Annotated in this window: 13 protein-coding genes; 2 read left to right on the top strand and 11 right to left on the bottom strand. The window is 64.7% G+C overall.

The features are described 5' to 3' along the window. Positions 1 to 89: 89 nt before the first annotated feature. The 8 genes from atpD to CRO39_RS15480 all read right to left on the bottom strand — a co-directional run bounded on the left by atpD (position 90) and on the right by CRO39_RS15480 (position 7,029). On the bottom strand, positions 90 to 1,496 hold the full coding sequence (gene atpD, locus CRO39_RS15445; protein ID WP_097122856.1) for a F0F1 ATP synthase subunit beta: 1,407 nt from the start codon (positions 1,494 to 1,496) through the stop codon (positions 90 to 92). A 159-nt stretch (positions 1,497 to 1,655) separates the two neighbouring features. Then, the gene (gene atpG / locus CRO39_RS15450; protein ID WP_097122857.1) at positions 1,656 to 2,519 is read right to left on the bottom strand and encodes a F0F1 ATP synthase subunit gamma; all 864 of its coding nucleotides are present in this window, start codon (positions 2,517 to 2,519) and stop codon (positions 1,656 to 1,658) included. Positions 2,520 to 2,672: 153 nt separating this feature from the next. Beyond that, on the bottom strand, positions 2,673 to 4,220 hold the full coding sequence (atpA, locus tag CRO39_RS15455) for a F0F1 ATP synthase subunit alpha (RefSeq protein WP_097122858.1): 1,548 nt from the start codon (positions 4,218 to 4,220) through the stop codon (positions 2,673 to 2,675). Between the two features lie 150 nt (positions 4,221 to 4,370). Further along, entirely contained in the window at positions 4,371 to 4,898 is a 528-nt protein-coding gene (locus tag CRO39_RS15460) for a F0F1 ATP synthase subunit delta (protein WP_097122859.1), read from the bottom strand. Between the two features lie 3 nt (positions 4,899 to 4,901). Next, positions 4,902 to 5,372: a F0F1 ATP synthase subunit B gene (locus CRO39_RS15465; protein WP_097122860.1), complete on the bottom strand. Its 471-nt coding sequence runs from the start codon at positions 5,370 to 5,372 to the stop codon at positions 4,902 to 4,904. A 105-nt stretch (positions 5,373 to 5,477) separates the two neighbouring features. After that, entirely contained in the window at positions 5,478 to 5,768 is a 291-nt protein-coding gene (atpE, locus tag CRO39_RS15470) for a F0F1 ATP synthase subunit C (protein ID WP_097122861.1), read from the bottom strand. Between the two features lie 67 nt (positions 5,769 to 5,835). Continuing rightward, a complete protein-coding gene (gene atpB / locus CRO39_RS15475; protein ID WP_097122862.1) occupies positions 5,836 to 6,633 on the bottom strand; it encodes a F0F1 ATP synthase subunit A in 798 nt (265 codons plus the stop codon). 27 nt (positions 6,634 to 6,660) lie between these two features. Next, positions 6,661 to 7,029, bottom strand: a complete 369-nt coding sequence (locus tag CRO39_RS15480) for a hypothetical protein (RefSeq protein ID WP_097122863.1) — start codon at positions 7,027 to 7,029, stop codon at positions 6,661 to 6,663. A 676-nt stretch (positions 7,030 to 7,705) separates the two neighbouring features. Between CRO39_RS15480 and CRO39_RS15485 the strand changes: the two genes are divergently transcribed. Further along, positions 7,706 to 8,503, top strand: coding sequence for a hypothetical protein (locus tag CRO39_RS15485; protein WP_097122998.1), 798 nt, complete (start codon positions 7,706 to 7,708; stop codon positions 8,501 to 8,503). A 148-nt stretch (positions 8,504 to 8,651) separates the two neighbouring features. Further along, positions 8,652 to 8,867 (top strand): DUF2061 domain-containing protein, encoded by a 216-nt coding sequence (locus CRO39_RS15490; protein ID WP_097122864.1) that lies wholly within the window; start codon positions 8,652 to 8,654, stop codon positions 8,865 to 8,867. 182 nt (positions 8,868 to 9,049) lie between these two features. On the opposite strand, the gene lpdA is transcribed toward CRO39_RS15490, so the two are convergent. Genes lpdA through CRO39_RS15505 form a run of 3 tightly spaced genes read right to left on the bottom strand, consistent with a single transcriptional unit; the run spans position 9,050 to position 12,970 of the window. Continuing rightward, entirely contained in the window at positions 9,050 to 10,867 is a 1,818-nt protein-coding gene (gene lpdA / locus CRO39_RS15495; protein ID WP_097122865.1) for a dihydrolipoyl dehydrogenase, read from the bottom strand. A 19-nt stretch (positions 10,868 to 10,886) separates the two neighbouring features. Next, positions 10,887 to 11,543: a hypothetical protein gene (locus CRO39_RS15500; protein WP_238394567.1), complete on the bottom strand. Its 657-nt coding sequence runs from the start codon at positions 11,541 to 11,543 to the stop codon at positions 10,887 to 10,889. Beyond that, positions 11,540 to 12,970: a dihydrolipoyllysine-residue acetyltransferase gene (locus CRO39_RS15505; protein ID WP_097122866.1), complete on the bottom strand. Its 1,431-nt coding sequence runs from the start codon at positions 12,968 to 12,970 to the stop codon at positions 11,540 to 11,542. Before CRO39_RS15505 ends, CRO39_RS15500 begins: the two co-directional genes overlap by 4 nt. Between the last annotated feature and the right edge of the window lie 196 nt (positions 12,971 to 13,166).

Below are 13,166 nucleotides of genomic sequence, written 5' to 3' on the forward strand. Positions count from 1 at the left end.
TGTTGCGATAGGAGGAGTGAGTGGAGAGGAGTGAGAAGTGAATGAAGGCTTCTACTCACGCCTCACTTCTCTACCCTCGTTACTCGCTCTTACGCTTTCTCGGCCATCTTCTTGGCCTTCTCGACCGCTTCCTCGATGCCGCCGACCATGTAGAACGCCTGCTCCGGCAGGTGGTCGTATTCGCCGTCGACGATCGCCTTGAAGCCGCGGATGGTGTCCTTCAGCGAGACGTACTTGCCGGGCGAGCCGGTGAACACTTCGGCCACGTGGAACGGCTGGCTGAAGAAGCGCTCGATCTTGCGCGCGCGCGAGACGGCCTGCTTGTCCTCTTCGGACAGCTCATCCATGCCGAGGATGGCGATGATGTCCTTCAGTTCCTTGTACTTCTGCAGCGTGGCCTGCACGCGGCGGGCGGTGTCGTAGTGCTCGTGGCCGATGACGTTCGGGTCCAGCTGGCGGCTGGTCGAGTCCAGCGGGTCCACGGCCGGATAGATGCCCAGCGAGGCGATGTTGCGGCTCAGCACGACGGTGGCGTCCAAGTGGGCGAACGTGGTCGCCGGCGACGGGTCGGTCAGGTCGTCCGCGGGCACGTACACGGCCTGGATCGAGGTGATCGAACCGGTCTTGGTGGAGGTGATGCGCTCCTGCAGCACGCCCATTTCCTCGGCCAGGGTCGGCTGGTAGCCCACCGCCGACGGCATGCGGCCCAGCAGCGCCGACACTTCGGTACCGGCCAGCGTGTAGCGGTAGATGTTGTCGACGAACAGCAGCACGTCCTTGCCCTTGCCCGAGGCGTCCTTCTCGTCGCGGAAGTACTCGGCCATGGTCAGGCCGGTCAGCGCCACGCGCAGGCGGTTGCCCGGCGGTTCGTTCATCTGGCCGTACACCATCGCCACCTTGTCCAGGACGTTGGAGTCCTTCATCTCGTGGTAGAAGTCGTTGCCCTCGCGGGTACGCTCGCCCACGCCGGCGAACACGGACAGACCCGAGTGCGCCTTGGCGATGTTGTTGATCAGCTCCATCATGTTGACGGTCTTGCCGACGCCGGCGCCGCCGAACAGGCCGACCTTGCCGCCCTTGGCAAACGGGCACATCAGGTCGATGACCTTGATGCCGGTCTCCAGCAGCTCATTGGCCGAGGACTGGTCCTCGTAGCTCGGCGCGGCACGATGGATTTCCCAATGGTCGGTGGCCTGCACCGGGCCGGCTTCGTCGATGGGCGTGCCGAGCACGTCCATGATGCGGCCCAGCGTGCCCGCACCGACCGGCACCGAGATGGCCTTGCCGGTGTTGCTGGCGACCAGGTTGCGCTTCAGGCCATCGGTGGAACCCAGCGCGATGGTGCGCACGACGCCATCGCCCAGCTGCTGCTGCACTTCCAGCGTGATGGCGGTGCCATCGACCTTCAGTGCGTCGTAAATCTTCGGCACGTCCGTACGTGCGAATTCGACGTCGACCACTGCGCCGATGATCTGAACGATCTTGCCCTGACTCATTTTGGTAACTCCGGATGTTCTTGAATTTGTTTGCCGTTGCCGCACCCGCTTTCGCGACCTCGGCGTTCATTCAGTAAAGGGCAAATGGTGAAGGGTGAAGAAGGGCACCTGGCTCCGGTTCTCACTCTTTACGGTTCACTCTTTACCCTTTGTCGCTCCTCAGACCGCCGCCGCGCCGCCGACGATTTCTGAGATTTCCTGGGTGATCGCCGCCTGCCGGGCCTTGTTGTAGACCAGTTGCAACGTGTCGATCAGCTTGCTGGCGTTGTCGCTGGCGGCCTTCATGGCCACCATGCGCGCCGCGTGCTCGGACGCGATGTTCTCCAGCACCGCCTGGTACACCAGCGATTCGATGTAGCGCGTGATCACATGCTCAAGCACGGTCGCGGCATCGGGTTCGTAGATGTAGTCCCAGTCGTGGCGCGCGACCTGGGTCCCAGCGGCCGGCAGCGGCAGCAACTGGTCGAAGGCGGCTCGCTGGGTCATCGTGTTGACGAAGTCGTTATAGACCAGATACACGCGGTCCAGCTTGCCCTCGGTGTAGGCATCCAGCATCACCTTGATCACGCCGATCAGCTGGTCCAGCTTGGGGTCGTCGCCCAGGTGCGAAACGCTGGCCAGCATGTTGACCTTGATCCGGCGGAAGAACACCGAGGCCTTCTGGCCGATGGTGACCACGTCGATTTCGGCGCCTTTGTCCTGCCAGCCGCGCACTTCGCCCAGCGTCTTGCGGAACAGGTTGTTGTTCAGGCCGCCGGCCAGGCCGCGATCGGAAGAGATGATGATGTAGCCGACGCGCTTGACGTCCTGGCGCTCGACCATGAACGGATGCTGGTAATCGGTATGGGCCTGGGCCAGATGGCCGATCACCTGTTTCATCGCGCGCGCATACGGGCGCGAGGTCTTCATCCGCTCCTGCGCCTTGCGGATCTTGGAGGCCGAGACCATCTCCAGCGCGCGCGTCACCTTGCGGGTGTTCTGCACGCTCTTGATCTTGGTTTTGATTTCGCGTCCGCCTGCCATCTCTTTAATCCGGGGCTCGGGACTCGGGACTCGGGACTCGGAAGAGCCCGCTCACGAATCGCCTTTGTTGCTCGTTTCCGGTACAGGGGTTTCGGATCTTCAGGATCCCGCTTGCGCGAGTCCCGAGTCCCGAATCCCGAGTCCCGGCGCCTTTTACCAGCTACCAGTCTGCTTGAACTCTTCGATGCCGTTCTTGAAGGCGGCTTCGATGTCGTTGTCCCAGCCGCCGGTGGCATTGATCTTCTCGATCAGCGCGCCCTGGGTGTTGGCGAAATGGGCGTGCAAGCCTTCCTCGAAGGCCAGGATCTTGTTGACCGGTACGTCGTCCAGATAGCCCTCGTTGACCGCGTAGATCGACAGCGCCTGGTTGGCGATGGACATCGGCGCGTACTGCTTCTGCTTCATCAGTTCGGTCACGCGCTGGCCGCGTTCGAGCTGCTTGCGGGTGGCTTCGTCCAGGTCCGAGGCGAACTGCGCGAACGCCGCCAGCTCGCGGTACTGCGCCAGCGAGATGCGGATGCCGCCGGAGAGCTTCTTGATGATCTTGGTCTGGGCGGCGCCGCCGACGCGCGACACCGAGATGCCGGCGTTCACGGCCGGGCGGATGCCGGCGTTGAACAGGTCGGTTTCCAGGAAGATCTGGCCGTCGGTGATCGAGATCACGTTGGTCGGCACGAACGCGGACACGTCGCCGGCCTGGGTTTCGATGATCGGCAGCGCGGTCAGCGAACCGGTCTTGCCCTTCACCTGGCCATTGGTGGTCTTCTCCACGTACTCCTCGGACACGCGCGCGGCGCGCTCCAGCAGGCGGGAGTGCAGGTAAAACACGTCGCCCGGGTAGGCTTCGCGGCCCGGCGGGCGCTTGAGCAGCAGCGAGATCTGGCGGTAGGCCACGGCCTGCTTGGACAGATCGTCGTAGACGATCAGCGCGTCTTCGCCGCGGTCCAGGAAGTACTCGCCCATGGTGCAGCCCGAGTACGCGGAGATGTACTGCATCGCCGCCGATTCGGAGGCGGTGGCGGCGACCACTATCGTGTGCGCCAGGGCGCCGTTCTCTTCCAGCTTGCGCACCACGTTGGCGACGGACGAAGCCTTCTGGCCGATCGCCACGTACACGCACTTAATGCCGGTGCCCTTCTGGTTGATGATGGCGTCGATGGCCAGTGCGGTCTTGCCGGTCTGGCGGTCGCCGATGATCAGCTCGCGCTGGCCGCGGCCGATCGGGATCATCGCGTCGACCGACTTGTAGCCGGTCTGCACCGGCTGGTCGACCGACTTGCGCCAGATCACGCCCGGGGCCACGCGCTCCACCGGCGCGGTCAGCTTGGCGTCGATCGGACCCTTGCCGTCGATCGGCTCGCCCAGCGCGTTGACCACGCGGCCCAGCAGCTCGTTGCCGACCGGCACTTCCAGGATGCGGCCGGTGGTCTTGGCCACGTCGCCTTCGCGCAGGTGCTCGTAGTCGCCCAGCACCACGGCGCCCACCGAGTCGCGCTCCAGGTTCAGCGCCAGCGCATAGGTGTCGTTGGGCAGTTCGATCATTTCGCCCTGCATCACGTCAGCCAGGCCGAAGATGCGCACGATGCCGTCGGACACGCTGGTCACGGTGCCTTCGTTGCGCGCTTCCGCAGCCAGCTTGACCTTCTCGATGCGGGTCTTGATCAGTTCGCTGATTTCAGAGGGGTTGAGCGTGGTAGCCATTTGTCTGGTTCCTGTTTCGTGCGCCGCAACCTGCGGCGCGCGGATTCTTTAAAGGTCTTTCGGGAATGGAGAATCGAGAATGGAGAATGGTCAAAGCGGCATGCCGTGCCTCTACGATTCCCTATTCCCTATTCCCTATTCCCCGCTTCATCAATTCGCCAGCGCCGTCTGCAGCCGGTTCAACTTGCCCTTCAACGAGCCGTCGATGACCACCTCGCCGGCATCGATCACCGCGCCGCCGATCAGCGACTCGTCGATCGCGGTGTCGATCTCGACTTCGCGGCCGAAGCGCTTTTTCAGCGCCGCCTTGATGGCCTCCAGTTCGCCCGCCGGCAATGCCGTGGCCGAAATGATCCTGGCCTTGACCAGGCGCTCGGATTCGGCGCGCAGATCTTCGTAGAGGCCGGCGATTTCCGGCAGCTGCGACAGGCGGCGGCCGTCGGCCAGCACGGTCAGGAAGCGGGTGAACGATTCGCTGGCGCCCGCCGGCGCCAGCAGCGCCACCGCATCGGCCTGGGCCAGTTGCGGATTGGGCAGCAGCGCGGCCACGCGCGGGTCGGCCGCGGCCTGTGCGGCGAAGCCCAGCGCATCCGACCACGCGGCGAAGCTGCCTTCATCGCGCGCAACCGCGAAGGCGGCGCGGGCGTAGGGACGTGCAACGGTGAGGGCCTGGCTCATCGATCAGATCTCTGCGGCCAGCTCGTCGAGCAGCGCCTTGTGGGCGTTGGCGTCGATTTCGCGCTTGAGCAGCTTCTCGGCGCCGCTGACCGCCAGCGCCGACACCTGCTTGCGCAGATCTTCGCGGGCGCGGGTGGTCGAGGCTTCGATCTCGGCTTCGGCCAGCGCCTTCTGGCGATTGGCTTCGGCGATGGCGTCGTTCTTGGCCGCATCGATGATCTGGTTGGCGCGCAGATGCGCCTGATCGATGATTTCGTTGGCCTTGGCGCGCGCCTCTTTCAACGCCTCGTTGACCTTTTCCTGCGCCTGCGCCAGATCCTTCTGGCTGCGATCGGCAGCGGCCAGGCCTTCGGCGATTTTCTGCTGGCGCTCTTCGATGGCGTTCAGCAGCGGCGGCCAGATTTTGGTCGCGATAATCCAGATCAAACCGGCAAAAGCCAGCGCCTGGGCGATAAGAGTCAGACCGATGTTCATGGGATTCGCTCTACGTGTGGTGCTGCCAGGGACGGGCGCATGCGGCGCCCCTCCCTTCCGTCTCCGGGAAGGGTCAGCCGATGGCGACCCTTCCGCGAGGCTTCATCAGCCGCCCAGCTGCGCCAGGAACGGAGCAACGAACGGGCTGGCGAAGGCGAACAGCAGGCCGACGGCGACGCTGATGATGAACGCGGCGTCGATCAGGCCGGCGGTGATGAACATGCGGACCTGCAGCACCGGGATCAGTTCCGGCTGGCGCGCGGCCGATTCCAGGAACTTGCCGGCCATGATGGCCAGACCCAGACCGGCGCCCAGCGCGGCCAGGCCAATCATGATGCCGATGGCCAGAACGGTCGAAGCCTGGACTTGAGCGAGGGTGGTCAGTGCGATTTCCATGGTTTTCTCCGGAACGAATTGCTTAAGGATTGAATGTTGAAGGGTAGGACAAGGTGAAACGGAAACTTTAGTGGCTGTCTTCCGACAGGCTCAGGTAGACGATCGACAGCATCATGAAGATGAACGCCTGCAGCGGGATGACCAGCAGGTGGAACAGCATCCAGCCCAGGCCGAACGCGCCGCCGGCCAGCGCGCCGACGATGCCGGCGCCGCCCAGGACCCAGATCAGCAGGAACACGATTTCGCCGCCGAACATGTTGCCGAACAGTCGCATCGCCAGCGAAATCGGCTTGCTCAGCCACTCGACGATGTTCAGGATCAGGTTGAACGGCAGCATCCACTTGCCGAACGGCGCGGTCAGGAATTCCTTGGCGAAACCGCCCAGGCCCTTGGAACGCAGCGCGAAGAAGAACATCAGGAAGAACACGCTGATCGACATGCCCAGCGTGGCATTCACGTCGGCGGTGGGCACCGGCTTCCAGTACGGCACGCCGATGAGTTCCAGCGGCAGGGCGATGAAGTCCGCCGGAATCATCTTCAGCAGGTTCATCATCAGGATCCAGAAGAACAAGGTGATCGCGATCGGCGTCACCAGTTTGCTGGTCCCGTGGTAGGTGTCGCGGGCCTGCTTGTCGACGAATTCCAGCAGGATTTCGACGAAGGCCTGCCACTTGCCCGGTACCCCGGCGGTGGCCTTGCGGGTCGCCAGCCAGAAGCCGAAAACGACCAGCAGGCCCATCAGCACCGAGGTGACGATGGTGTCCACGTGGATCGCCCAGAAACCGCCTTCCTGCACCTGGAACGTCAGGTTGTGGAGGTGGTGCTGGATGTAGCTGGTGGGAGTCAGTTCCGCCTCGCCCGCCATGTGTCCTGAACCTTCGTTAGTAGGAAATTATTGTCGCCTGGCCGCAGCCAGCACCTGTGCCGCAAGACCGGTGAGCAGGCCGGCCATCAGCGGCAGGGGCGGCAGTTTCCAGGCCCCCAGGCCGACCAACAGCACGGCAAACACCACCGCCCATTTCAGAACCACGCCCGCCAGCAGCCGCAGCATGGCGGCACCGGCGGGAATCACCCCGCCCCCCAATGCCAGCCTGGCGGCCACCAGGCCACCGGCCAGCATCGCCAGGCCTCCCAGCGCCGCCGCCAGCGCCTGGGGCAGCCCCCGGAGCAGGAACAGCGCCGCGACCAGCCCCACCGCCAGCAGCTGGTAGGCTGCGGCGCGCAATGCCAGCCGCCGGCCCACAGCGACGGAATTCAGCACACGTAAGTCCTGGGAATGGCGGGGTACAAGGCCCGAAAGCGCCTCGCCGAGCCGCAAAAGTATAGCAGGGCGCCGTTTTCAGCGACAACCGCCAAAGGTCGCAGAAACCGGGATCCGGCCACCCGCCGGGGCCAGGATGTCGCAAGGACAGGCTCGACGGCCCGGCTGGGCACGCGTTTTCCCTGTTCATTTTTTTATCGGGAATTTTCCGGAACTTTGACGAATCCGCCCTGTCAGTTTCTGCAAGGTCTGCCATCAACTTCCTCGTCCGATGCTCCGTTGCAGACCTCCCGAAGCCCCGCGGCCCTGCCCGGGGCTTCGTTCTTTCCGCCACGATCATGACGTGACGCTCGCTTTCATGGCTCGCCATGCTGGGTCTCCTGCGCAATGGCCGGTTCGCCTTCACCGGCCGCCATGATCGCCGCGGCTGCACGGCCGCGGAATTACCTGCCAGGTAATCGTTCGCTTCCCGGCGCGTTGCGCGCCTCGGGGCGGGAAGCGGCGAGTCGTTGCGGTTCGCCAGGTCGCGCCACCGACAGCATCGGCTACCGCAATGCGCGTCGCGTGTTCACTTCATCTCCACCGGAAGTCCCGCACGGTAATCGCACTTACCGTTTGCGGCATTCCCGGCACATCGCTCGCGGGCTGCCGCCATCAAAACAAGGAGATGCACACGATGCGTTTGTTTTTTTCCGTCATCGCCGGCCTGGCGGCATCGATTGCGATACCTGCGCAAGCCCAGCAGGACGATCGTTTCACCCTGCGCCTGGGCGCAATGAATGTCGACGCACAAGGCGAACTCAGCGGCGTCACCGGATTTGCCGGCGAAGATTTCAGCTTTTCCGAGGATTTCGATTTCGGCAGCAAGGAAGTGGTGCCGCGCGTGGACGGCGTTTTCCGTTTCGGGCAGCGCAACCGGCTGATCTTCGACTACTTCCAGTACGACAAGGATCAACGGGCCACGCTGGGCAGCGACCTTTCCTACGACGGCGTCACCATTCCCGCCGGCAGCTTCGCCAAGGGCAAGGTCAAGTTCCAACTGGCCAGCCTGATGTACGACTTTGCGGTGGTCGATACGCCGACCTTCAACCTGGGCCTGCAGATCGGCGCCGAATGGGCCAAGCTGGAAGGCCGCGTCTATGCCGAGGCCGGCGATGACCGCTACCAGGCGCGCTCCAGCGACGACGGTTATGCGCCGGTGGTCGGTGTGCGCCTTACCGCCACTCCGAACGAGCGGTGGCTGTTCAATCTGCAAGGCCAGTACCTGGATGCGGACTGGGGCGACTTCGGCGATTACCAGGGCGATATCACCCGCGCCAATGCGATTGCCGAGTACCGCTTCACGCCCCGGTTTGGCGCCTTCGTCGGCTATGACTGGTTCAAGCTGGATGTCGAACGCAGCGGCAGCGACGGCCTGCTGGGCCTGGATCAGCGCTTCAAGGGCCCGGTGGCCGGCATCACGCTGGCATTCTGAGCCTCCCAGGCCCAGCCCCCGCTTCGGGCTGCCGCTATGGTTGCGGCCCGAAGCGATAGCCAACACCTATTGATTGGCCCGAAAACTTGCATTGGACTCGGGGCCGACCATCCCCATAATGAGAACAACTCTCATTTGATGTCCTGCCGTGAACAAGACCCTCAGCTTTGCCGCACTGCACTTCACGGTCGCCTTTCTGCTGGGCTGGCTGTTCACCGGCAGCTGGCTGGTCGGCGGCGCGCTGGCGCTGGTGGAACCGGCCTGCAACACGGTGGTATTCCATTTCCACGAAAAGGTGTGGAAGCGGATCGAGCAGCGGCGGGCCCAGCGCGCTCAGCAGACCGCCGCGGCGGTGATGTTGTGAGGCAAAAGGAATGGCAATACTTGTGGGAGCGGCGCAAGTCGCGATGAGACTCTACCGGTAAAGCCCCGTCGCGACTTGCGTCGCTCCTACACGACATGGAAGCGCTATATGCCCCCACAAACGACACCGGCCCGCAATGCGGGCCGGTGTCATAACAGCACCTGCAGCGCTACGCTGCAGACTTATTTCTTCTTCGGGATATACAGATCGGTGATGGTGCCGTCGTAGACTTCGGCGGCCATGCCGACCGATTCGCTGAGGGTGGGATGCGGGTGGATGGTGTGGCCGATGTCCTCGGCTTCGGCGCCCATTTCGATGGCCAGCGCGATCTCGCTGATCAGATCGCCGGCGTGCACGCCGACGATGGCGCCGCCGATGATGCGGTGGCTGGCTTCGTCGAAGATCAGCTTGGTGAAGCCTTCGCCGCGGCCGATGCCGACCGCGCGCGCCGAAGCCACCCATGGGAACTTGCCGACGCCCACCTTCAGGCCCTTGGCCTTGGCTTCGTTCTCGGTCACCCCGACCCAGGCGATTTCCGGATCGGTATAGGCCACCGACGGGATCACCCGCGCCACCCATTCCTTCTTTTCCCCGGCCGCCACTTCCGCCGCCAGTTTGCCCTCGTGGGTGGCCTTGTGCGCCAGCATCGGCTGGCCGACCAGATCGCCGATGGCGAAGATGTGCGGCACGTTGGTGCGCATCTGCAGATCCACCGGGATGAAACCGCGGTCGGTCACCTGCACGCCGGCCTTGTCGGCGTCCAGCTTGCCGCCATTGGGAGAGCGCCCGACCGCGACCAGCACGCGATCCCAGGTACCCGATTCCAGTTCCGGCTTCTGACCTTCGGTCGCGCTTTCGAACGACACCGCGATGCCCTTCTTCGATGCCTCCACCTTGGCCGCCTTGGTCTTCAGGTGCACGGCCACGCCCTGCTTCTTCAGCCGGTCGGCCAGCGGTTTGACCAGGTCCTTGTCGGCGCCCGGCATCAGCTGATCCATGAATTCGACCACGGTCACTTCGCTGCCCAGCGCGCGGTACACGGTGGCCATTTCCAGGCCGATGATGCCGCCGCCGACCACCAGCAGCTTCTTGGGTACGTCCTGCAGTTGCAGCGCGTCGGTCGAATCCATCACCCGCGGATCGTCCCACGGGAAATTCGGCAGTTTCACCGCCTGGCTGCCGGCGGCGATGATGCATTGCTCGAAACGCAGCAGCTGGGTCTTGCCGTCGGCACCGGCGATTTCCAGCTCATTGGGCGAAACGAACTTGCCCACGCCCTGCACGGTGCGCACCTTGCGCTGCTTGGCCATGCCGGCCAGGCCCTTGGTGAACTGGCCAACCACCTTGTTCTGCTTGAAATCGCGCAGCTTGTCCAGATCGATCTTCGGCTTGCCGAAGTCCACGCCGATGTCGGCCGAATGCGATGCTTCTTCGATCAACGCCGCCGCATGCAGCAGCGCCTTGGACGGAATGCAGCCGACGTTGAGGCAGACCCCGCCCAGCGTGTCGTAACGTTCCACCAGCACCGTGTCCAGGCCCAGATCGGCGGCGCGGAACGCGGCGGTATAGCCGCCGGGACCGGAACCCAGCACGACAATGCGGCATTCGATATCCGCGGTTTTCCCGGTGCCCAACGCCGGCTTCGGCGCCGAGGTGGGCGGTGCGGCAGGCGCGGCCGGGGAAGGCGTCACCGGCGCCGGCTTGGCCGCTTCGGCCGCGGCCGGCGCGGGAGCGGCCGGTGCCGCCGGCGCAGCGCCAGCGCCCTCGCTTTCCAGCACCGCCACCACGCTGCCCTCGGACAGTGTGTCGCCCAGCTTGACCTTCAGCTCCTTGACCACGCCCGCGACAGACGAAGGCACTTCCAGCGTGGCCTTGTCCGATTCCAGCGTCACCAGGCCCTGATCCTTCTGCACCGTGTCGCCGACGGCGACCAGGATTTCGATGACGGGCACATCGGTGTAATCGCCGATGTCGGGGACTTTGACTTCTATCACTGCCATTCGATTCTCCTGATGCCGCTCAGCCGTTGCTGTCGGCGAGCGATTGCTGCAAATTTTCCAGCGACGCTTCCAGCTTGAGCCAGCGCCGCTCGCGCTTGCTTTGCTTGTCCGTCGTGGCCTCGATCATCAGCGCGGCCTGCTCCAGCATGCGCTCGGTCGGCCCGCAGCCGGGGATGGCGCCGCTGAAGCGCTCGCCGTCGACGACGAACGAAAGCACATTGCCTTCCTGCACGCCGGCCGCCAATTCCGCCGGCACCGCCTGCTCCAGCGATTGCCGCCACAGCGCGACCAGCCGCTGGGCCAGTTCCGCCGGGATAGGCGCTTCGTGCTGCCGTGCGGGTTGTTCGACCCGCAGCTGGACGCCGCCGCGACTGCCGCTGTTGCTCCAGTTGTAGACGCGTTCTTCGGCCTGGCTGTGACGCAGCATCCATTGCGCGCCGGCTACGCCAGGGGTCAGCGAGAGGCCGGTTTCCTTGCCGCGGCTGGGCAGCCAGACCAGCGACAGCGCCGGTTGCGCCTGCTCGTGAAACAGCTGCTCGACCGCATTGCCGTAGTTGTCGGTGGCCGGCGGCCAGCCCCGGCCCAGATCGACCTGGCACTGGCGCGCCTGCGCGCCGGATGAGATCAGTACCGCTGCCGCCAGCAGCGTGGTCGCAGCGGCAACGCGGCGCCTCACAGCAGCACGCGGCGCATATCGGCCAGCACCTGGCCCAGATAAGCGGTGAAACGGGCGGCCGAGGCGCCATCGATGACGCGGTGGTCGTAGCTCAGCGACAGCGGCAGCAACAGGCGCGGGGCGAACTGCTTGCCGTCCCAGACCGGCTGGATCGACGATTTGGACACGCCCAGGATGGCCACTTCCGGCGCATTGACGATGGGGGTGAACGCGGTGCCGCCGATGCCGCCCAGCGAGGAAATCGAGAAGCAGCCGCCGGACATTTCCGCCGGCCCCAGCTTGCCGTCGCGGGCTTTCTTGGCCAGTTCGCCGGTTTCCTGCGCCAGTTCGATCACGCCCTTCCTGTCGACATCGCGGATCACCGGCACTACCAGTCCGTTGGGCGTATCGGCGGCAAAGCCGATGTGGAAGTACTTCTTCAGCGTCAGGTTCTCGCCGCCGGCGTCCAGCGAGGCGTTGAAGTCGGGGAATTTCTTCAGTGCCGCCACGCTGGCCTTGAGCAGGAACGCGAGCATGGTCAGCTTGATGCCGGCCTTCTCGTTTTCCTTGTTGAGCTGCACGCGCAAGGCTTCCAGATCGGTGATGTCGGCATTGTCGTGCTGGGTGACGTGCGGAATCATCGCCCAGTTGCGCGCCAGGTTGGCGCCGGAGATCTTCTTGATGCGCGGCAGCGGCTTGACTTCGATCTCGCCGAACTTGGCGAAGTCGACCTTCGGCCACGGCAACAGATTGAGACCTCCGCCCGCGGCAACGGCAGCGGGCGAAGCTGCTGCCGCCGCACCGCCGGCCAACGCGGCCTTGACGTAGCGCTGCACGTCTTCCTTGCTGATGCGGCCGGCGCGTTCGCTGCCCTTGACCTGGTTCAGGTCCACGCCCAGCTCGCGCGCGAACAACCGCACCGCCGGGCTGGCGTGCGGCACCTTGTCCGGCATCACGCGCTCGGCGTTGAATTCGACCGGCGGGCTGTGCGGCGGCGAGGCTTCCGGATCGATGCCGGGCTTGCTGTCCAGCACCCGCGAGGCGGCCGGCTGCGCCTGCTCGATTTCGCGCTGGGCGATCTTGTCGGGCTGTTCGGCGACGGCCACCGGCTCGACTCCCCGGTCGGGCTCGACCGCGGGGGCCGCCGGTTCGGGCTTCGGTGCGGCTGGCGCCGCCGGCGCGGCGGCGGGCTTGGCTTCGGCGGCTTCGCCGGTCTCGATCAGCGCAACCACCGCGCCTTCGGAAAGTTCATCGCCCAGCTTGACCTTCAGTTCCTTGACGACGCCGGCGAACGGCGCCGGCACTTCCAGCGTGGCCTTGTCCGATTCCAGCGTAATCAGGCCCTGGTCCTTGCTGACGGTATCGCCGACGGCGACCAGCACTTCGATGACGGGTACGTCGCTGTAGTCACCGATGTCGGGAACACGCGCTTCCTTGATTTCGGCCATTCGGAACTCCAGCGATTCGATTCGATAAGGGGAACCCCTATTGTGGCCATACGCGCGCTATGCGCCAACCTCTGGCGGCAATTATTTTTGTCCTGGCGCGGGACATCGCTCGCTGAAAACGACAACGCCCGCAACCTTGACGGCCACGGGCGAGCGGAGAACGGCCAGATCCAGCGATGCTATCGGGCACTGGTAT

Source organism: Pseudoxanthomonas wuyuanensis, from assembly GCF_900215535.1.
Taxonomy (GTDB): domain Bacteria; phylum Pseudomonadota; class Gammaproteobacteria; order Xanthomonadales; family Xanthomonadaceae; genus Pseudoxanthomonas_A; species Pseudoxanthomonas_A wuyuanensis.

Coding starts and splice junctions, on each gene's coding strand:
- atpD (WP_097122856.1), bottom strand. CDS start 1,496: ATGAGTCAGGGCAAGATCGTTCAGATCATCGGCGCAGTGGTCGACGTC.
- atpG (WP_097122857.1), bottom strand. CDS start 2,519: ATGGCAGGCGGACGCGAAATCAAAACCAAGATCAAGAGCGTGCAGAAC.
- atpA (WP_097122858.1), bottom strand. CDS start 4,220: ATGGCTACCACGCTCAACCCCTCTGAAATCAGCGAACTGATCAAGACC.
- CRO39_RS15460 (WP_097122859.1), bottom strand. CDS start 4,898: ATGAGCCAGGCCCTCACCGTTGCACGTCCCTACGCCCGCGCCGCCTTC.
- CRO39_RS15465 (WP_097122860.1), bottom strand. CDS start 5,372: ATGAACATCGGTCTGACTCTTATCGCCCAGGCGCTGGCTTTTGCCGGT.
- atpE (WP_097122861.1), bottom strand. CDS start 5,768: ATGGAAATCGCACTGACCACCCTCGCTCAAGTCCAGGCTTCGACCGTT.
- atpB (WP_097122862.1), bottom strand. CDS start 6,633: ATGGCGGGCGAGGCGGAACTGACTCCCACCAGCTACATCCAGCACCAC.
- CRO39_RS15485 (WP_097122998.1), top strand. CDS start 7,706: ATGCGTTTGTTTTTTTCCGTCATCGCCGGCCTGGCGGCATCGATTGCG.
- lpdA (WP_097122865.1), bottom strand. CDS start 10,867: ATGGCAGTGATAGAAGTCAAAGTCCCCGACATCGGCGATTACACCGAT.
- CRO39_RS15505 (WP_097122866.1), bottom strand. CDS start 12,970: ATGGCCGAAATCAAGGAAGCGCGTGTTCCCGACATCGGTGACTACAGC.